This window comes from Pseudanabaena sp. FACHB-2040, from assembly GCF_014696715.1.
GTDB lineage: Bacteria > Cyanobacteriota > Cyanobacteriia > Phormidesmidales > Phormidesmidaceae > JACVSF01.
This window is the reverse complement of sequence record NZ_JACJQO010000019.1, coordinates 157,423-177,141: the sequence shown is the minus strand read 5'-3', so window position 1 is coordinate 177,141 and position 19,719 is coordinate 157,423. Positions and strand designations below refer to the sequence as shown.

The window sequence follows — 19,719 nt, the reverse complement described above, 5'->3', positions numbered from 1 at the left end:
AAATAGCTCCAGTCCCCCCAGACCAGAGCTGAAGTGCGTTGGCAATTGATTCACACAAGGAGCCAAAAACGCACATCCATATTCTACACACAGAATCTAAAACGCTGTGGGTGAAGATTTTGCAATACTTGAATAACTTCTACTTTCATGATGATGTGGTGAATTTGGGTCATCTAATCTTGCTGGGGTAGCTGGCTCCCTAGGAAAGGGTAGGGCAAGCTCGATCCCCTGCTGCTGCAAGCTCAGACTGACTGCTAAATTGATCGCCTGTTGGGCATTCATATAAATGTTGTGATCGCTTGTTTCAACGAAGTAAACCGCTTCGTAGTTGAGGCTGTATTCACCGTGGCCGAGGAAGTGGGCTCGGTCAAAAGAAACCTGGTCTGTGGCTTCGATGATTTGCTGAATTAGAGGTGGAATGGTTTCTAGCTTTTCCGGTGGCGTGGTGTAGGACACTTTTATGCTGAGAACGACCCGCCGCCGCTGCATCCGCCCGAAATTTTGAATGCGAGCCTTGGTCATATCGGTGTTAGGAATGATCAGTTCTTCTCCTCCTGAGGCACGAAGGCGGGTGGTTTTGAGGCCCACGCTCTCGACGGTGCCGGAAACGCTGCCCAGGCTGATGAAATCACCAATGTCAAAAGGGCGATCAAATAAGATGGCGAAGTAGCCAAACACGTCGGCCAGAATTCCTTGAGAAGCTAGGGCCAGAGCGACCCCACCAATGCCTAGACTGGTCACGGCGGCTGAGACATCTAGGCCTAGGTTGTCTAGCAGAAAGATGATGCCGACAGTCCAGACGACGACTTTTAGGGCTGGAATTAGCGCCTTTAGGGTCTGCTCCATAAAGAGGTCGTTGCGGTAGGTCACCCAGTAGAACCGGAACAGGTACTCCAGAATCGAACTGACTAGATGGATCCCTAGCACTGTGCCTAGAACCAGGCAGAGGACTGGAATGACTTGGCCCAGTAAGCTTGGAAAGCTCGGCTGCAGAATCAAATCTTGAATGCTGAGGAACAAGACGCCCAAGTACAGCAGCCAGATGGCGGGCACTTCGATAATGCTGATCAGGCGGTCGTCGAGGTCGGTGGCGGTGCGGCTGGCCCAGCGCTTCATTCGGCTTAGCACTACCTGGCGCAGAATATTGATAGCAGCGAGGCCGATCAGCAGGGTTGCGATCGCACCCCCGTAGGCTCCAACCGGGCTGCCCCATAGCTCAAGCAAGTCATTGTTCAACATGGCTTCCCTCCCCCACAGGGTCACGCATTGGCACGAGTGATAGTGCAAACAAAACGAACCCATCTTAGCAAGTGGAAAGAGGGTGGGGTAGGTGTGGAGGGGTAGGGGAGCGCGGGGACGCGGAGAGAGGGAAGGCGAGGATGCGGAGAGGCAGAGAAAGGGTTAATACCCGCGATAGATTCCCTGTGGCACAATTAACGGGTTACACCTCCATGGGTCTGGGTAGCGGGGCAGGCATGACTAAGTTTGTATTTGTGACGGGTGGCGTGGTTTCGAGTATTGGTAAGGGCATTGTGGCGGCGAGCTTGGGGCGGTTGCTGAAGTCGCGCAACTACTCTGTCTCAATTCTCAAGCTCGATCCCTATATCAACGTCGATCCGGGCACGATGAGCCCCTTTCAGCATGGCGAGGTGTTTGTCACTGAAGACGGGGCCGAGACTGACCTGGATCTGGGCCACTACGAGCGCTTTACCGATACGGCCATGTCGCGGCTTAACAGCGTCACCACCGGATCGATTTATCAGGCGGTGATTAATAAGGAGCGGCGGGGCGACTATCAGGGCGGCACGGTGCAGGTGATTCCCCACATCACCAATGAGATCAAGGAGCGGGTGCATAGAGTGGCCCGCAACACCAACCCTGACGTGGTGATTACCGAGATTGGCGGCACCGTAGGCGATATTGAGTCGCTGCCCTTTCTAGAGGCGATTCGCCAGTTCCGTAAGGACGTGGATCGAGGCGATGTGCTCTATCTGCACGTGACGCTGATGCCCTGGATCTCTTCTGCCGGAGAACTCAAGACCAAGCCGACCCAGCACTCGGTCAAAGAACTGCGTTCCATCGGTATTCAGCCCGACATTTTGGTGTGCCGCTGCGAGCGCCCGCTGCCGCAAAACATTAAGGAAAAGGTGTCTGGTTTTTGCGACGTGCCGGTGGAGTGCGTGGTGACCTCTCAAGATGCCAGCAGCATTTACGAGGTGCCGCTTAACCTGGAAGCAGAAGGGTTAGCCCACCAGGTTCTAAAGATTTTGCAGCTAGAGCAGCGCCAGCCTGAACTGAGCCAGTGGAAATCTCTGGTGGACGGTCTCTACAGCTCGACCCGCCCGGTGGAAATTGCCCTTGTCGGTAAGTATGTCAGCCTTAATGATGCTTATCTGTCGGTGGTGGAGGCGCTGCGGCATGGTGCGATCGCACATCAAGCAGATCTCAAAGTTCGCTGGATTAATTCCGAAGATATTGAAGCCCACGGCCCCGAAAAGTACCTTGATGGGGTCGATGGCATCGTCGTGCCCGGCGGTTTTGGCATTCGCGGTGTAGACGGCAAAATTCGCACCATTGAATACGTGCGGCAGCGGCGCATTCCCTTCCTGGGGCTGTGCCTGGGAATGCAGTGCTCGGTAATTGAGTGGGCTAGAAACACGGCCCATCTAAACCAGGCCAACAGCTCCGAATTTCACGAAGACACGCCCAACCCAGTAATTAGCCTGCTGCCCGAACAGCAGGACGTAGTAGATCTGGGCGGCACCATGCGGCTAGGTCTCTACCCCTGCCGCCTCAAGCCCGACACCCTCGCCAGCCGTCTCTACAACGATGAAGTAGTCTACGAGCGGCATCGCCATCGCTACGAGTTTAACAACGCCTACCGCAACCTCTTTGTCGAATCGGGCTATGAGATCAGCGGCACCTCCCCTGATGGCAGGCTGGTAGAGATTATCGAGCTGCCCGGCCACCCGTTCTTCATTGCCAGCCAGTTTCACCCTGAGTTTCAGTCTCGCCCCAGTGCGCCTCACCCGCTGTTCTTGGGCCTGATCGGCGCGGCAGTGAAGCACGAGAGCGGGGCTGAAGCGTCTCTCAGCGAAGCGGTTTTGTAGTAGCTCGCCCAGAAACCCGGCTTCTTCAGAAACCCGGCTTCTTGAAGAAGCCGGGTTTCTGGAACTTACTCGATCAGCAGGTGCTTGGTGGTGAGCACCATCCAGCGATTCACCCTGCCTGTGGGAATGGGGTCGCTCCAGTCGTTAGGCTCGGCGTAGCCCAGGAGATGCAGGTGCTTGATGCTCCGATCACAGCCCTCTAAACTGCCGTAGATCACGATATCGACTTTCTCTCGGGGCCGGTCAGATGATTGGGTAAGCGAAACGGGGGGCACTGGCGCGCCCGCATCAGAAGATTGAAACATGGTGTTCTGGTTTCCTGTTGTTTGGTTTGTAGGAAAACAGAACACGAAAACCCCAGCACACCGTATCTGAGAAGACAGAAGTCCGATGGCTAGGGTATCCTTCCACTAGCCCGTCGATCTGGTGATGTCAGGTTACGGGTTAGGTGTCCTGTTGAAGGGCCAACTTCAACAGGCACCGCCGAAGTCTTCGAGTTCTGCGATAGGCCATCTGGGTAGACAGCTTAATGAACGAGCATAGGATCAACAGCTCTGTACGTCAACCGTATAGATTGATGTTAGAACTAGCATGACTCCAGAGGATAACTTTCCCTATAAGCTCAGTCAACACGCTAAGCAACGGTTGACCGAGCGTAAGATTGAGTTGCAGTGGGTTATCAAGACGTTAGCTGAACCAGCTTTAGTTGAGCCTCACCCAGAAGATGCCACTTGCCAATGTGCTTATAGAGCGATTCCGGAAGTAGAAGGGCGGATTCTAAAGGTTGTCTATAATACGACTACAGATCCCTGGCGGATTGTAACGGTTCACTTTGATAGACGAATGAGAGGCAGGTTATGAAGATTAACTTTGATTCAGAAGTTGATGCTCTTTATCTGCGTCTATCGGATGAGCAAGCTGTAGATTCAGAAGCCATCGAAACCGATATTGTTTATGACTATAGTATCGACAATAAGGTTATTGGCATTGAGCTTCTAAGGGTAACTGCTAATTTGGCCAGATTGGCAGTTGTTCCACTACCGTTCAAAGACTTGAATCAGCAGTATGAGTTTATTAGCTTTCTAGAAACTATTGCTGACTCTGAACTGCGGTCAAAACTAGCTTTTGCTCGCCAAATTCTGCAAAATCAAAAGGCCTTTCTCCAGAGAGCTTGATTAGGATGAGATACAAGATGCGGTAGTTAAAGACTGGCCTTTGAGGTCATCGCATCTACCTCACGCGGCCCACTTCTACAGCTTCCCCTCAAACCGTTGATACCAGACCAAGTTGCCTACCACCGTCAGCGCCAAAGCAATGCCGCCGCCTACCAGGGCCAAGCTGGGGTTATAGCTCCCCTGGCCGAGGTTTTCCATCCAAAGGTGAGTCGTATCAGAGGGGAAAAACCGATCAAGCAAGGCGGGGGAAAGGTACATCAAAGCCCCACCGGCAAGCAGCCAGCCCACCATTGACGCCAGCAGAAAAATTGTTTTGGCCGTAGATTGAGCGCCCATGTGCGATCGCACCTAAAAACTAGAGTCGAGATTACCACGAGGGGATCAGAGAGTGCGATCGCACCGACAACTCAACCCCGTAAAATCGGGAGATGACTGAAAACACCTCTTCCCAAATTCCGCCCTACACCTGGCAGCGCCCCATTGGCCTCGGCTGGGAACATCCCTACATCGTTCGCTACGCCAGCAACCTAGACGACGGCCCCTGGCACGGCGCACCTCTGGGCGGCTTTGGCGCAGGCTGTATCGGCCGCTCCCCTCGCGGCGACTTCAACCTCTGGCACCTCGACGGCGGCGAACACACCTTCCAGACCTTTCCCGCCTGCCAGTTCAGCGTGTTTGAGCAGACCGCCGATGGGCAAACTCAAGCACATGCCCTGTGTACCGAACCCCCCCAAGATGACAGCCTTTCCACCTGGCAGTGGTATCCAGGTTCCAGCGGGGGAGCAGGGGAGCAGGGGGGCCGGGGAGCGGGGGGACAAATGGGTACAACCGGCACCACCCCACCCACCCATTCACCCCTCACCGGTACCTACCATGCCCTCTACCCCCGCAGCTGGTTTGTCTACGAAAACGTCTTTCGAGCAAAGCTGACCTGCGAGCAGTTCTCCCCAATCTGGGCGCACAACTACCAGGAAGCAAGCTATCCTGTTGCCGTGTTTGAGTGGACGGCGCAGAACCCGACGGATCAGCCGCTGACGATCAGCATTCTCCTGAGCTGGCAGAACATGGTGGGCTGGTTTACCAACACCGAAAAATCTGCCGAAATCAAGCAGCGGGACGATGGTAGCCCCTACTACGACTACGTTCCGGCGATTACGCAGAGTGCTGGAAATTTCAACAGCCGGGTGCAGGCAGGGGATTTTATCGGCTGCCTGATGGATGGAGCCTGGTCAGAATCGGGGGCAGACCCAGGAGAGGGAGACGGGCAGTTTTGTATTGCCACTGTTGCCTCTGCAGGCGTTGACATCTCCTACCACACCTGCTGGAACCCGGTGGGAGATGGGGCAGAAATTTGGCAGCAGTTCTCTCAATCTGGTGAGTTGGGCAATGTTGCGGATGAGCATCCGGCAGCAGAAGGGGAACAGGTGGGGTGTGCGATCGCACTGCGCTTTACCCTCCAACCCGGCGAAACCCGCCAAGTTCCCTTTGTGCTGGCTTGGGATCTGCCGGTCACAGAATTTGCGGCTGGCGTGGCGGCCTACCGCCGCTATACCGACTTCTTTGGCACCAGCGGCGGCAACGCCTGGGACATTGCTCGCGATGCGCTCAGGCATTACCAAAGCTGGCAGCAGCAGATTGTGGCCTGGCAGCAGCCGATTTTGGATCGCGCCGATCTGCCCGACTGGCTAAAGATGGCCCTGTTTAACGAGCTGTACGACTTGACTAGCGGCGGCACCCTCTGGTCAGCTGCGACTGAAGCCGATCCCGTGGGTCAGTTTGGTGTGTTGGAGTGCATCGACTACCGCTGGTACGAAAGCCTGGACGTGCGGCTCTATGGCGGCTTCGCCACGCTAATGCTGTGGCCGGAGCTGGAGAAGGCTATTCTGCGGGCTTTTGCCAGAGCCATTCCCACAGCAGACGCTCGGCAGCGCATCATCGGCTACTACTACACCATCGGCGCAGACGACACGATGGCGGCCCGCAAGCTGCGAGGAGCCACCCCCCACGATTTGGGTGCGCCCAACGAGCACCCCTGGGTCAAGACTAACTACACCAGCTACCAAGACTGCAACCAGTGGAAAGACCTGCCCAGCGACTTTGTGATTCAGGTTTATCGCGCCTTTAAGCTCACAGGCGAAACTGACTTTGAATTTCTAGCCGAGTGCTGGCCCTCGGTGGTCGAAGCTCTGAAATACCTGAAGCTGTTTGATAAAGACAGCGACGGCATTCCTGAAAATGGCGGTGCCCCCGACCAAACCTTTGATGACTGGCGACTCAAGGGCATCAGCGCCTACTGCGGCGGGCTGTGGCTGGCGGCATTGGAAAGTGCGATCGCAATCGGCGAAACCCTCACCGCCCAAAATCTTGCTCCCGGCACTGTGCCCATTCTCCTGACCCAGTATCGCCGCTGGTTGGAGAGCGGCCTCAATACCTACCACCGCAAGCTCTGGAATGGGCGGTTCTACCAACTCGATACCGGCAGCGGCTCGGCAGTGGTGATGGCCGATCAGCTCTGTGGCCAGTTTTGCGCTCAGCAGCTTGGCCTGCCCGATCTAGTTTCGCCCGACTGCACCCGCTCGGCATTAGAAGCCATCTACGACGCCTGCTTCGTCAAGTTCAACCAATACGCCCAGACCCAGGTAAAGCCCCAGAACCAAAAGTTTGCCGGAGCCCAAGTCGGTACCTTTAGCGCGGCCACGCTGGGCCTGCCCATTGGCGCAGCCAACGGTGTGCTCCCCGACGGTTCGCCCGAAGATCCCGACAGTACGCACCAGCTAGAAATTTGGACAGGCATTAACTTTGGCCTAGCGACGTTTCTGGCTCAGCAGGGCATGACGAAAGAAGCGCTCGAAATAACCGAAGCGGTGGTGCGCCAGATTTATGGCTACGGCCTCCAGTTCCGGACGCCGGAAGCGCTGACTGCACTGGGCACCTATCGTGCCTGCCACTATCTACGACCGCTAGCGATTTGGGGGCTGCTGCTGGAGCTGTAACCAGTATGCGCTGTCTGGAACTTGGCGATGACTGCGATCGCAACCCTCCTCAGCACCCATCCTATGCCTGGGTGAGCAGTGGAAATCCACCGGCAGAATCATGCTCTTAAAGAGACGAATATGAGAGATTTCTAGCCGTCCTTCACAAATCTTTTAGGCATCTCAATGGCGCAAACTTGGCTTTGGATCGGAGTCATTAGTATGGCTCTGGGTTCGGTTTTCTTCGGCTTTGGTGCCCACAACGCCAAAAACGAAGCCTGGAGCAGACTCTACACGCTCAACTTTTTCATTTGCCTGATCGCCAGCGCCCTGTATCTGGCAATGGCTTTGGGACAGGGCCAAAGCACTGTCTACGAACGCCCCACGGCCTGGGCCCGCTACATCACTTGGTCGCTCTCTACGCCTTTGCTCATCCTGGTACTGGGCTTTTTGGGGCGTTCGCGGGTTTCCCTGCTCGGCAGCCTGCTGGGGGCTAACGCCTTCATGATCGCCACCGGCTTTGTCGCCGCCTTTTCTCCCGACCCGATCAGCTACATCTGGTATGTAGTGAGCTGTGTGGCTTATCTGGCAATTGTCTACATGCTGCTGGTGCCTTACCAAAGAGACGCTGTGCGGCAGCGCCCCCGCAACCAAAAATCTTTCACTCATTTAGTCGCCGTGCACCTGATTTTATGGACGGGCTACCCCATCGTCTGGATCTTGGCTCCTAGCGGTATCGATACTTTCGGTCAGGGCTATGAAACAATGTTCTACACCCTGCTTGATATTGCCTCTAAGGTCGGATTTGGCTTTCTCTCCCTCAATACTTTCGGCAAGATAGAGCGGGCTGGGGAAGTCAGCACCAATCCCGCCGCGCAGCCCTCTTTGCGCTAGAGCCATTAAGCCCTTTGAGGCAGGCGGGGGTATAGCTAGGGGCTCAGCAGGCAGCTTAGCCAGGTCATCACCGGGTAGGTGGTCAGCAGAGCCGATGCAAAAACACGTATCGCCGCTGGCTACAGAGCGCCTCAATACTTACCACCGCTTTGGCCCAGCAGGATAGTGCAAGAAGCGCTCGAAATCACAGCTCGCGGCACAGTTCTTGGGGAAGCCGTTGGATGACTCGCTGAAATGGAGAAGGGTCATTGAGCCCCTGAGAGAGCACCAGCGATCCCTGGATTGAGATCAGGGCAGCTTCGGCCCGTTCTTGAGCGGCCTGCGAGTCTAGCCCCGCTTCTGTTAGGACGGTTGCGATCGCATCTCGCCACATCACCAATAGCGCCTGCACCTGGGCCTGAAATGCATCCCTAGCTGACCCCAGCAGCAAAGTCGCCAGCAGACAGGGACGGTTGCCATTGTCGTAAGCGGTGGCGGTGCGATCGCACATTCGCTGCAGCCTTACCAAAGGTTCCTCATCACTATCCATGCCTTGCAAAATGTGCTGCTTCAGCCCCTGCTGCAAATAGTCGAGCACCACCGTCACCATCTCATCTTTACCGCCTGGGAAGTGATGGTAGAGGCTTGCCTTGCCTAGACCAGTCGCCTCAGAAATTTTAGAGAGGGTTGCGCCGTCATAGCCATTCTGCCGGAACAGCTCCAGCAGGCAGGGAACGTAGGTGTCTTTAGGCATCAGAAAAAGGTGATGGGTATTGACACTATACCGAACGATTGGTACAGTCGTCTCAACCGAACGTTCGGTACACCCTTCACCCCACGAAAGCGCACCCCATGATCCAGCTCTATGGTCACGAACTCTCCGGCAACAGCTACAAAGTCCGACTCCTGCTCTCTCTGCTAGACCTAGAGTACGAGTGGATTCAGGTTGATTTGCTTAAAGGCGAGCATAAGTCTTCTGAGTTCCTGACCCGCAATCCCTTTGGTCAGGTGCCTGTGCTGGTAAATGGCGACCTGACTCTGGCCGACGCTCAAGCTATTTTGGTCTACTTAGCCCGCCAGTACGGCGGCGAATCTTGGCTACCAGTCGATGCAGTTGGCCTTAGCCAGGTAGTGCGCTGGCTCTCCACCGCTGCCGGAGAAGTTCGTCAGGGGCCAGAATCAGCCCGCCTATATCACCTGTTTAAGGTCACCACCATCAGCCTAGAGCGAGCCAACCAACGGGCCGAATTCATTCTCACCCAGCTAGACCAGCACCTAAGTCAGCGCCATTGGCTAGAGCTAAATCGCCCCACCATTGCCGATGTAGCCGTTTTCCCCTACGTGGCGCTCGCCCCCGACGGCCAAATCGATCTCGCCCCTTACCCCCACGTGCAAGCTTGGATTGAGCGAGTCAAGCACCTTCCCGGCTTCATCAGCATGCGCAACATAGAAGCGCCTTCCCTGGTCTAAACCCCAGTCACCCCGTCATCCCTATTTTCCGTAGAGTGTTGAGAGCGTTGGGTCATGCTGCGCTTGACACCAACCTACAGGGCCACCTCCCCGCGTCTCCCCTGCCCCCTTCTCCCAAACACCATGCCTCGCAAATTCACCCAAATCGCCTTCACCCCCGCTGTCAAAGCAGCTCAGGAACAGCGCGGCTCGCGCGAGACGTATGCCCGCTTTGAGAAAAGTGGCCCTGACAACGACAGCGTCACGCCCGAAATTGCTGACTTTATTGCCCGTATGGACGGTTTTTATCTGGGCACCGTCGGCTCCAACGGCTATCCCTACATTCAGTTCCGGGGTGGCCCACCGGGCTTTCTCAAAGTGCTAGACGACAAGACGCTGGGCTTTGCTGACTTCAAAGGCAATGTTCAGTACGTTACCGTGGGCAATCTTGGGGAAAACGACAAAGCTTTTCTTTTTTTGATGGACTACCGCCATCGTCAGCGCCTCAAAATTTGGGGAAGCGCCCACTACCTTGAAGGCGAGAGCGAAATACTCAATCGATTAAGGCTGCCAGGTTACAACGCAGACGTGGAAAGAGCCATTCTATTTACGGTAGAAGCCTGGAACTGGAACTGTCCGCAGCACATTCCTATTCGCTACTCTGAGGCGGAAGTGGCTGCCCTACAGGCTAGAGTGGCAGAGCTAGAGCAGCAGCTTGCCGACCGAGAATGATTCTCTAGCTATAACGGGTTAGGGTATAGCCAAAACGCCAGGTTCTTGGTGAGCCAGGGCATGACTGGGTAAGTCAGCAACGCCGACACAAACACGACCGAAAGCAATAGTGCCAGCAAAGCCGGCATCTCAGCTAGAAACCGCCCCAGCAGCGCATTCGACAGCAGAATGAGGGGATAGACCGCCAGCACACCCAGCACCACTTTCTTGTAGTAAGGCGGTTGACCAGCGGCTTTGACCTGCGACTTGGGCAGCGTAAACCACAGCTCCAGGCCACTGGGCAACTGCTGGTGGCTTCTAGCAGAAATCAGCCCGTAGGACTTGTCCATCCAGGCTTGATAGGTGGAGGACGTTAGCCAATCTCTCAGGTGAGCATAGGTATCGAACTTCACAATCACCACGTATTCAGGATAGTCGTGGTCGCGAGGCCGAATGATCTCTATTCCTAAGAAGCCATCAAACTGCTTGGCATCTTGATTGATACCTGTTGTCCAAGCCTCATATTCCTGAATGCGGCCTGGCTTCACAATTTCTGAGATCACCACTGTAATTGAGCCAGACACCTGTGAATCGCACACACAACCCCCTCATGCCGTAGATTAAGACAGGAGATTCACTAGCCAAGCATACCCCGTGAAATTTGTCTTTATTATTGATCCGATCGAGCGGCTGGATCCGGGGCACGACACCAGCGTTGCCCTGATGGAAGCGGCTCAGCAAAAGGGGCATGAAGTCTGGATTACCCAGGCATCGCTGCTCAGCGTAATTCAAGGAAAAGCGATCGCATTGCTGCAGCCCGTGCAGCTGAAGCCGGTGCAGCTGGTAGAAGGCCGTTGGGTCGCGGAGCCGCAGTGGTTTGAGGTTGGAGAAGCGGTGCATCGCCCCCTAGAGGACATGGATGCGGTCTTTATGCGAACTGACCCTCCCGTTACGGTGCCCTACCTCTACGCTACCTACATTCTCGATCACATTGATCCGTCTAAAACACGGGTTGTGAACGCGCCTAATGGTCTGCGAACGGCCAATGAGAAAATGTACGCCCTGCAGTTTACCGAGGCCATTCCCGAAACGATTGTCAGCCAGAACAAGCAGGTGATTCGAGACGCGGTAGAACGCTGGGGGGCAGCCGTGCTCAAGCCCCTAGGCGGCAAAGCCGGGGAAGGGATTTTGTTTTTGGAGGGTAGCGATCGCAACTTCAACTCCATGATTGAGATCAGCACCCAGCAGGGCAAAACACCCGTGATGGTGCAGATCTATCTGCCAGCCGCCAAAGAAGGTGACAAGCGCATCATCATGCTCAATGGCGAACCCATTGGAGCCGTCAACCGCATTCCTAGTGGCAGTGAGTTTCGCGGCAATATGGCAGTAGGCGGACGCGTCGCCCAGGTAGAAATTACCGAGCGCGAACGGGAAATCTGTAGTCAATTAGCCCCCACGCTCCGTCGAGATGGCCTATTTTTGGTAGGAATCGATGTGATTGGTGGCTATCTCACTGAGATCAACGTCACCAGCCCGACCGGCATCCGGGAAATCGACCGGCTAGACGGGGTCCAACTGGGCCACCAGGTCATTGAGTGGGTTATTCAGTCAAAAAACACTACGCTGCATTGATGGAGTCACCTCTGAGCATGAAATCACAGGTCCCTAGCTTCAACCGCCGTCAGTTTATCCGCTATGGGTCGCTGGCCTTGGGAACAGGCGTTTTAGCCGCCTGTACCGGCAGGTCGCAAACGGATCAAGCCCCAACCGCTGCTAACAGCACCGCTGCAGACCAGCCGTTGCAGACCGTCACCTTTGGCACCAACTGGTATGCCCAGGCCGAACATGGCGGCTTTTACCAGGCCGTTGCCACCGGCATTTACAACGACTACGGCCTTGATGTCACCGTTCAAATGGGCGGCCCCCAGGTCAATGGCACCCAGCTGCTGATGGGCGGTGCAGTTGACTTCTTCATGGGCTACACTGCCGACGCTGTTAAAGCCGTCGAAGAAGGCATTCCCAAGCGAACTGTAGCCGCCATCTTCCAAAAAGATCCCCAGATTCTGGCAGCACACCCCGGTGCCCAAGATCTAGCTGAGCTGAAAGGCCGACCGATCTTTATTTCCTCAGCCGCCAACGTTACCTACTGGCCCTTCCTAGCTGCCCGGTACGGCTTCACTGACGATATGAAGCGACCCTATAACTTCAACCCTGGCCCCTTCCTGGCCGAAAAATCTTCAGCGCAGCAAGGCTACCTCAGCTCCGAACCCCTAGCCATTCAAAAAGAAGGCGGGTTTGAGCCCGCAGTCTTTTTGCTAGCCGACTACGGCTACGACCCCTACGCCTGCACCATCGAAACCCGCAACGAGCTGATCGAGCAAGACCCCGACCTAGTGCAGCGCTTCGTCGACGCCTCGATCAAAGGCTGGTACAGCTACTTCGAAGACCCAGCCCCCGGCAATGAACTGATCAAACAGGCCAACCCCGAGATGACCGACGAGCAAATCGCCTACGGCATCGAAAAGATGCAGGAATACGGCATTGTTCTATCCGGCGAAGCCCAGCAACAAGGCATTGGAGCCATGACCGACGCCCGCTGGGAGTCGTTCTTCACCACCATGTCCGAAGCCGGAGTCTTCGGGGCAGACACCGATTTTAGACAGGCATATACTCTGGATTTTGTGAATAAGGGGACAGAGTATTACCAGGCGTAGGGGGGTACATGGGGAGATGGGTGGGTAGGTGGGTGAAGGGTTTAAGGTTTAGGGTGTAGGGAGGCGCTTGCTTTTGGGTCTCGTTGCCCCCAAGCGTTCCCGGCAATTTAGCCAATCCTGCTGGAAGGTATAGGGAGGCGCTTGCTTTTGGGTTTTGTTGCACCTGCTAGCCGCAGCTTATGTCTCGATTCTCTTGAGTAAGGTTTTTGCTGGGTTTTGGCATAGGCAGGAGAGGCCGAACCTCGGTTTGGCATTCCCAGGCAGAGCCCTAGGAACGAGGAATAGTAAGAAACACTCGAACCCCTCTAACCACTCCCTTCTCCTTAAACCCTTCACCCTAACCCCTTCACCCTAACCCCCACCCCCCATCAACCCGCCTACCCATCCACCCCTCGCCGCCCCATGCCCCCCATCATCACCCTCCACCAAGTCAGCAAAGTCTACGGCAACGGCACAGTTGCGTTGCAGGGGCTTGATCTCGCGGTGGAGCCGGGTCAGTTTGTCAGCCTAGTGGGGCCTTCGGGCTGTGGTAAGAGTACGGTGCTGCGGCTGGTGGCGGGGTTGGGGCAGCCCAGCAGTGGGCGGATTGAGTGGGGCCTGTCGCCGGGGGAGCGCAATCTGGCTTTTGTCTTTCAAGATGCGGCGCTGATGCCTTGGGCGACGGTGGTGGATAACGTCCACTTGCCGCTCAAGCTCAAGGGCAAGTCTTTGAGAAGCTGCCGGGCCGACATTCAAGAATCGCTCAATCTGGTGAGTCTGGGCGGGGCGGAGAGGAGCTACCCCCGGCAGCTTTCGGGCGGCATGAAAATGCGGGTGTCGATTGCGCGGGCGCTGGTGACTCGGCCCAACGTTTTGCTGATGGATGAGCCTTTTGGGGCGCTTGATGAGATGACTCGGGCGCGGCTCAACAGTGATGTGCTACACCTGTGGGAACAGAAGCACTGGACGGTGCTGTTTGTCACCCACAATATCTATGAAGCTGTTTACCTGTCTAATCGGGTGGTGGTGATGGCGGCTCACCCTGGTCGCATTGTGGCTGACCTGGCCATTGATGCGCCTTACCCGCGTAGCGAAGATTTTCGCACGTCTGCCCAGTTCAACCATTACTGCCGCGAGATCTTACGCTACCTGTCTTCACCGGAGAGGACGGTGACTGTGCCCTGATAGCTGCTGCCCTGCATTTTGGTTTTGCCATGGAGCCCAATTCTTCACTTCCTCAATCCTCTGCCCCAGGCTCGCCGGGAGCAACTGTTTGGGGCGCAGCCTCGCAAATAACTCGGTTCAGCCGTCTCTGGTCGCTAGAGGTAATAGCCCCGATTGTTGTGGGGCTGGGGGCACTGGTGCTGTGGGAGGGAGGGGTGCGGCTGTTTCAGTTGCCGCCCTACTTGCTGCCCGGCCCGCTGCTGGTGCTGCAAACGCTGGTGCAGGAGTGGCCGCAGCTTTTTCCCTCGCTAATAGTGACGCTGCAAATTACGGTGGCGGCTTTTGTGGGGGCAACGGTGTCGGGGGTGCTGATTGCGATTTTGTTTACTCAGAGCAAGTGGATCGAGCGCAGCTTTTTTCCCTACGCCGTAATTTTGCAGACGATGCCGGTGGTTGCGATCGCACCTCTAATCATCATCTGGTTCAAAAGCAACACCTTTGCCGCCCTGGTGGTGTGCGCCTGGATTGTGGCCCTCTTTCCGATTATTTCTAACACGACCTTAGGCCTCAACAGCGCCGACCATTCCCTGCAAAACCTGTTTCAGCTCTATGGGGCCAATCGCTGGCAAACCCTGTGGCACCTGCGCCTGCCCAGCGCCCTGCCCTATTTCTTGGGCGGCCTGCGGATTAGCGGCGGGCTGTCACTGATTGGGGCAGTCGTGGCCGAGTTTGTCGCCGGTACGGGGGGTGCTCGCTCCGGCATTGCCTATCAAATTCTCATGTCCAGCTACAATCTGCAGATCCCTCGCATGTTTGCCGCCCTGATTATGACTACAGGGCTGGGGGTGATCATTTTTGTCCTGCTTACTCTGCTATCTGACCGGCTGCTGCGTCACTGGCACGAAAGTGCCCTGCAGCGCGAAAATTAAATCGTCCTCTAGCTTGACCCGATGGCAGTATCTTCCTTTGCGTCTGTTCCCGACACAGCCCACTACTGGCTGGCTAATGCCCGCATTCCCCTAGCCCTGCTGACTCGAGACGGCGCGCCCAGCGACCCGATCCCCTGGCTGGCCGCCGCGCCTCAATCTGAAGACTTAGTAGCGGTCAATATCGAAATCAAAGGGGGAGCGATTGCCACCTTGACCCCGGCCAGCCTTCATGTTCCTGAGGGCGCTGCGGCCTGCGATCTGCACCAAGGACTGGTGTGGCCCTGCTTTGTCGATATCCACACGCATCTAGACAAGAGCCACACCTGGCACCGCACTGCTAACCCCAGCGGCACTTTTGAGCAGGCCCTCAAGCAGATTGACATCGACCGGATCAAGTACTGGCGCTCTGAAGATCTCTATCGCCGCATGGAGTTTGCCCTCAAGTGTGCTTACGCGCACGGCACCCGCGCCCTGCGTACCCATCTCGATGCCCTAGACGACCAGGCCGAAATTAGCTTTTCGGTTTTTAGAACGCTGCGGCAAGAATGGGCGGGACGACTGGAGCTACAGGCGGCCAGTCTGCTGCCGATTGAAGCCTTCGAGACTGACCAGGTTTCGGCTTTGGCAGATCTGGTGGCTGAGAGCAGCGGTATTTTGGGCGCAGTAGCCTATCCCAATCCCAACCTGGATCAGCAGCTAGACCAGCTCTTTCAGCTAGCCCAAACGCGGGGCCTAGACCTCGACCTACACGTAGATGAGAATCTAAATCCAGCCGCTATGGCCCTGCGGCATGTAGCTCAGGCCAAACTGCGAAATGGCTATAGCGGCACTGTAGTCTGCGGCCACTGCTGCAGCCTGTCGGTGCAGTCGTGGGAGGTGGCAGCAGAGACGATACGCTGGGTTAAAAAGGCCGATATTGGCGTGATTAGCCTGCCGATGTGCAACCTGTTTTTGCAGGATCGGCAGATCGGCCGTATGCCTCGGCGGCGGGGCGTCACCCTGCTGCCCGAACTTAAGGCCCAGGGCGTTCCTGTGGCTTTTTCCAGCGACAATACCCGCGATGTTTTTTATGCCTACGGCGATCTAGACGGGCTAGAGGTCTTTACCCAGGCAGTGCGGATTGGGCAGCTAGATCGGCCTATTGGCGATTGGCCCCAGGCAGTCACCGCTACCCCCGCTGCCATGATGGGGCTAAAAACACCGGGCACTCTAGCCGTTGGGCAACCGGCAGATTTGGTGTGTTTCAAAGCCAGAACGTTTAATGAGTTGCTGTCACGGCCACAATGCGATCGCATTGTTCTACGCCAAGGCAAGGCCATCGACACCACCCTACCTGACTATGTTGAACTGGATGATCTGCTAGACCGTTAACGCCCGATTTTTCCCACAGCTTCCTCTAAGGGGTGAAAAAGCTGACAGTGTCACTCAAATGCAGGCCTGCTTCCTAGACTGAAAAGAAGCCCAAATCGGCCTAGCAGGCCCACCCCCAAGAGCAATGCTTCAAGCCCTGATTGTGCTGCTGACGGTTAGCCTGATTGCAGTAGGAATTTTTATCCAGCCGCTACTGCAGCGGCAGCACCGGGAGCGTCTTAAAAAACAGCCGCTGCCCCCCCTTTGGCGAGCTCTGATCGAGCAAAACTTACCGATCTACCACCAGCTTTCACCCAATCAGCGGCAGCGGCTACAGGGACACATCCAGGTCTTTTTGGCAGAGAAACAGTTTATTGGCTGTCGGGGTCTGCAGGTCAGTGAAGAGATGAAGGTGACTATCGCTGCGGTGGCCTGCCTGCTGCTACTCAACGAGCGCAGCACCTACTTCCCCAAACTCAAGTCGATCTTGATCTATCCCGATGCCTATATCGTGAAGCAGCCCGCCGCCAACGGCCCCTACGTGGTGGAAGAACGGCAGGAAGTCCGGCTGGGCGAATCATGGTCGCGGGATCAGGTGCTGCTGACCTGGCAAGAGATTCAGGCAGACGCGCGCAACTGGAGAGATGGCCACAACCTGATCCTGCACGAATTTGCTCACCAGCTCGATCAGGAAGATGGCAAAGCCGAAGGCGTACCCATCCTCAAGAAACGGACTGACTATGTCCGCTGGCGTGAGGTCATGAGCAACGCCTACGACCAGCTTTGTCAGGCCGTAGGGCGACGATATCCGACGGTGATGGACAGCTACGGGACTAAAAACCCAGCAGAATTTTTTGCGGTTGCGACTGAAACTTTTTTTGAGAAGCCCAGGCAGCTCCGGGCTCATCATCCGGCCTTATATACGGAGCTGGAGCAGTATTACCAGCTCGACCCAGCGGCGTGGGGATGAGGGGGTGGATGGGTGGATGCTTTGAGATGAATTAAGAGACTGTAGAGATGCGATTAAATAACCTTGGGCAAGGATTCGCTGAGGTGTCTCTATAGTCTTGAATAATTTTGTGGGATGGGCTTCTGAAATGCCCATCCCACGGGAATGCCTACTAATTGATCCTATGCTGGGACGGCAGCCGGTAGGTAGCCCAGTTCTTCTAGCTTGGCCAACACCTTGTTGACGCTTTCCTCTAGGGTCTCCTTGTGGGTTTCGCAGTTGACCTCGGGGTTCAGCGGCGGCTCGTAAGGATCGTCAATGCCGGTGAACTGCTTGATCTCTCCGGCGCGGGCGCGCTTATAGAGGCCCTTGACGTCGCGAGCTTCGCAGACTTCGAGGGGGGCGCTGACATAGACTTCCATGAAGTCACCAATGCGATCGCGCACCTCATCGCGCATTGCCCGGTAAGGAGAAATGGCCGAAACCAGCACAATCACACCGTTGCGGGTCAGCAGGTGGGAGACAAAGCCAATGCGACGGATATTTTCGTCCCGATCTTCTTTGCTAAAACCCAACCCCTTGGTTAAGTTGGTGCGGACGATATCGCCATCGAGCACTTCCAGTTTGCAGCCACGGGAGCGCAGTTCTTGCTCCAGCGCTTCGGTAATCGTGCTTTTGCCAGCGCCGCTCAAGCCCGTCATCCAGACGGTGACACCACGGTGTTGCATGGGTGTTGTTCTCCTTTATCAACCAAACTACGTCTCTTTGCCGCCAGCCCAAGTCTTTACCCAAGCCAGCCGAAATCCCCTGCCAAAACTCAGTGGCGAGGATGCCTCAACCTAAAGTAGCAGGAAATAATACCTAGCGATCCCTACCAGTTTAGCCCTTAATACGGACTGGTAATGATCGATTCATTGGCAGCGTCGGCAGCAGATTCCGGTGAATTAGGGCCGGTACTGACCATATAGCGGCGACGCTCACGAATGAGCTTGGGCCTGAGGTAAAGGTTTTCTAACAGCACGGCTCCGCCTGCTACCCAGGGCGGCACAATCAGCGCCCCAATTAGCCCTAGTACCTGGGTTCCGCCCAGCACTGCCAGCAGCTGATACAGCGGATGCACCCCCACTGAGGAGGCTACCAGCAGCGGATCGAGGATGTAAGTCTCGAGGTTCTGAATGATGATGTAAAACAGCAGCACCCAAAGAAACACCCAGCCGCCTTGGGGCACAGCCACCACCAGCGCCGGAATGGCTCCCAAAATTGGCCCCAAAAAGGGAATCAGGTTAGTCACCCCTGCGATCGCACCTAGACCCAGAGCAAAGTCAGACAGGCCCAAAAAGGTGAGGCCGATCGTCGTTACAACTGCCAGTGTCAGCGACACCAAAAACCGCCCTCGAATGTAGCTGCCAATCCGGTTGCTGACCGGGCCGACCTGGGCTGCCAGCCTTTCATCCCAGGGCCGGGGCAGCAGGCGCACCAGATTGTTGATTAGCGTGCGGCTGTCGGCCAGCATATAGCCCGACAGAAACAGAGACAAAATCAGGCTAAACACCCCGCCTAAAATGCCTGTCGTCAGCCCGTAGGAGCGAATCAGCAGCTGCTGGCTAGAGCGAATGGCCCAGCTAGTCAGCCCCTGCACATCGAGCACCCGGTTGACCAATTCATTGGCCAGCTCCGGGCGCGTATTGTTGAGATTCAAAGCCCAGGCCGAGATCACGTCATAGACGTTTTTGATCGACACCGGAATCAGTCCAATCAGCCGCTGGATTTGCTCAAACACAGTCGGCCCTACCAGCACTCCGGCCCCAACTATGCTGGCAATAATCGACAGGTAAATCAGCACGACTGCTAGCCAGCGCGGTACTCGATAGCGTTCTGCCCTGTCTACCACCGGCGCAATAGACGAGGCCATCACCACTGAAATCATCACCAGAAAAATCAGGCTACGGAGCTGCCACAGTAAGATCAGCAGCGGCACCGACAGCACCAGCCCCAGCACTGTGCCCAGGGGAATCGTCAGACGTTGTTCTAGCGGTCGGTTAGGCGTTCCCGGATTAGTAGAAATTCCTGGCATGGCAGGGAGTCAGCCCAAAAGGACACAGCACATTAGTGTTTCTTGTGCTGTTGTCTATTGTGCATCAGGTAATGCCGAGGCGCTGTTGTTTGGGGGATGGATGGATGGGTAGGGGGTGGGAACGTCGTGATGTGGGGATGCGGGGAGGTAAGCCCTGGAGGTTGGCGTTAAGCGCAGCGCGGCCCAGTTCCGTAGGCTGGGTTGAGGCTCGGCAAAACCCAACGCCATTAAGAGTTTGTTGGGTTATCTCCGAAGGAGAGGCTACGCCAA

19 protein-coding genes are annotated in these 19,719 nt (G+C 56.0%); 12 read left to right on the top strand and 7 right to left on the bottom strand.

Annotation, left to right across the window (positions count from 1 at the left end):
• Positions 1–96 precede the first annotated feature (96 nt).
• Positions 97–1,239 (bottom strand): mechanosensitive ion channel family protein, encoded by a 1,143-nt coding sequence (locus tag H6G13_RS20970; protein ID WP_190486464.1) that lies wholly within the window; start codon positions 1,237–1,239, stop codon positions 97–99.
• A gap of 236 nt (positions 1,240–1,475) precedes the next feature.
• Here H6G13_RS20970 and H6G13_RS20965 point away from each other — a divergent pair, with 236 nt between their 5' ends.
• The gene (locus H6G13_RS20965; RefSeq protein WP_190486462.1) at positions 1,476–3,110 is read left to right on the top strand and encodes a CTP synthase; all 1,635 of its coding nucleotides are present in this window, start codon (positions 1,476–1,478) and stop codon (positions 3,108–3,110) included.
• Positions 3,111–3,175: 65 nt separating this feature from the next.
• On the opposite strand, the gene H6G13_RS20960 is transcribed toward H6G13_RS20965, so the two are convergent.
• On the bottom strand, positions 3,176–3,415 hold the full coding sequence (locus H6G13_RS20960) for a hypothetical protein (RefSeq protein ID WP_190487056.1): 240 nt from the start codon (positions 3,413–3,415) through the stop codon (positions 3,176–3,178).
• 552 nt (positions 3,416–3,967) lie between these two features.
• Here H6G13_RS20960 and H6G13_RS20950 point away from each other — a divergent pair.
• Positions 3,968–4,285 carry a DUF2283 domain-containing protein gene (locus H6G13_RS20950; RefSeq protein WP_190486459.1) on the top strand — a complete coding sequence of 106 codons (318 nt, stop codon included), beginning with the start codon at positions 3,968–3,970 and terminating at the stop codon, positions 4,283–4,285.
• Positions 4,286–4,360: 75 nt separating this feature from the next.
• Here H6G13_RS20950 and H6G13_RS20945 read toward each other — a convergent pair whose 3' ends face one another.
• Positions 4,361–4,621 carry a hypothetical protein gene (locus H6G13_RS20945; protein ID WP_190486457.1) on the bottom strand — a complete coding sequence of 87 codons (261 nt, stop codon included), beginning with the start codon at positions 4,619–4,621 and terminating at the stop codon, positions 4,361–4,363.
• Positions 4,622–4,713: 92 nt separating this feature from the next.
• Here H6G13_RS20945 and H6G13_RS20940 point away from each other — a divergent pair, with 92 nt between their 5' ends.
• Both H6G13_RS20940 and H6G13_RS20935 read left to right on the top strand, forming a co-directional pair.
• A complete protein-coding gene (locus H6G13_RS20940; protein ID WP_190486455.1) occupies positions 4,714–7,278 on the top strand; it encodes a GH116 family glycosyl hydrolase in 2,565 nt (854 codons plus the stop codon).
• Positions 7,279–7,443: 165 nt separating this feature from the next.
• Positions 7,444–8,151, top strand: coding sequence for a microbial rhodopsin family protein (locus tag H6G13_RS20935; protein ID WP_190486454.1), 708 nt, complete (start codon positions 7,444–7,446; stop codon positions 8,149–8,151).
• A gap of 184 nt (positions 8,152–8,335) precedes the next feature.
• Here the strand turns inward: H6G13_RS20935 and H6G13_RS20930 are convergent, their stop codons facing one another.
• The gene (locus H6G13_RS20930) at positions 8,336–8,884 is read right to left on the bottom strand and encodes a TetR/AcrR family transcriptional regulator (protein ID WP_190486452.1); all 549 of its coding nucleotides are present in this window, start codon (positions 8,882–8,884) and stop codon (positions 8,336–8,338) included.
• A 98-nt stretch (positions 8,885–8,982) separates the two neighbouring features.
• Here H6G13_RS20930 and H6G13_RS20925 point away from each other — a divergent pair, with 98 nt between their 5' ends.
• Positions 8,983–9,600 (top strand): glutathione S-transferase, encoded by a 618-nt coding sequence (locus tag H6G13_RS20925; RefSeq protein ID WP_190486449.1) that lies wholly within the window; start codon positions 8,983–8,985, stop codon positions 9,598–9,600.
• 123 nt (positions 9,601–9,723) lie between these two features.
• Positions 9,724–10,311 (top strand): pyridoxamine 5'-phosphate oxidase family protein, encoded by a 588-nt coding sequence (locus H6G13_RS20920; protein WP_190486447.1) that lies wholly within the window; start codon positions 9,724–9,726, stop codon positions 10,309–10,311.
• Positions 10,312–10,319: 8 nt separating this feature from the next.
• Here H6G13_RS20920 and H6G13_RS20915 read toward each other — a convergent pair whose 3' ends face one another.
• Positions 10,320–10,889: an antibiotic biosynthesis monooxygenase gene (locus tag H6G13_RS20915; RefSeq protein ID WP_190486445.1), complete on the bottom strand. Its 570-nt coding sequence runs from the start codon at positions 10,887–10,889 to the stop codon at positions 10,320–10,322.
• Positions 10,890–10,944: 55 nt separating this feature from the next.
• Between H6G13_RS20915 and gshB the strand changes: the two genes are divergently transcribed.
• The 6 genes from gshB to H6G13_RS20885 all read left to right on the top strand — a co-directional run bounded on the left by gshB (position 10,945) and on the right by H6G13_RS20885 (position 17,396).
• Positions 10,945–11,922, top strand: a complete 978-nt coding sequence (gshB, locus tag H6G13_RS20910; RefSeq protein ID WP_190486443.1) for a glutathione synthase — start codon at positions 10,945–10,947, stop codon at positions 11,920–11,922.
• A gap of 17 nt (positions 11,923–11,939) precedes the next feature.
• Positions 11,940–13,004 carry an ABC transporter substrate-binding protein gene (locus tag H6G13_RS20905; RefSeq protein WP_242028447.1) on the top strand — a complete coding sequence of 355 codons (1,065 nt, stop codon included), beginning with the start codon at positions 11,940–11,942 and terminating at the stop codon, positions 13,002–13,004.
• 402 nt (positions 13,005–13,406) lie between these two features.
• Positions 13,407–14,168 (top strand): ABC transporter ATP-binding protein, encoded by a 762-nt coding sequence (locus H6G13_RS20900; protein WP_190486439.1) that lies wholly within the window; start codon positions 13,407–13,409, stop codon positions 14,166–14,168.
• A 29-nt stretch (positions 14,169–14,197) separates the two neighbouring features.
• A complete protein-coding gene (locus tag H6G13_RS20895; protein WP_190486437.1) occupies positions 14,198–15,076 on the top strand; it encodes an ABC transporter permease in 879 nt (292 codons plus the stop codon).
• Between the two features lie 21 nt (positions 15,077–15,097).
• Positions 15,098–16,447 carry a cytosine deaminase gene (locus tag H6G13_RS20890; RefSeq protein WP_190486434.1) on the top strand — a complete coding sequence of 450 codons (1,350 nt, stop codon included), beginning with the start codon at positions 15,098–15,100 and terminating at the stop codon, positions 16,445–16,447.
• Positions 16,448–16,571: 124 nt separating this feature from the next.
• Positions 16,572–17,396, top strand: coding sequence for a M90 family metallopeptidase (locus tag H6G13_RS20885; RefSeq protein ID WP_190486432.1), 825 nt, complete (start codon positions 16,572–16,574; stop codon positions 17,394–17,396).
• Between the two features lie 161 nt (positions 17,397–17,557).
• Here the strand turns inward: H6G13_RS20885 and cysC are convergent, their stop codons facing one another.
• Both cysC and H6G13_RS20875 read right to left on the bottom strand, forming a co-directional pair.
• Positions 17,558–18,103, bottom strand: a complete 546-nt coding sequence (cysC, locus tag H6G13_RS20880) for an adenylyl-sulfate kinase (protein WP_190486430.1) — start codon at positions 18,101–18,103, stop codon at positions 17,558–17,560.
• A 158-nt stretch (positions 18,104–18,261) separates the two neighbouring features.
• The gene (locus H6G13_RS20875) at positions 18,262–19,449 is read right to left on the bottom strand and encodes an AI-2E family transporter (protein ID WP_190486428.1); all 1,188 of its coding nucleotides are present in this window, start codon (positions 19,447–19,449) and stop codon (positions 18,262–18,264) included.
• Positions 19,450–19,719 lie beyond the last annotated feature (270 nt).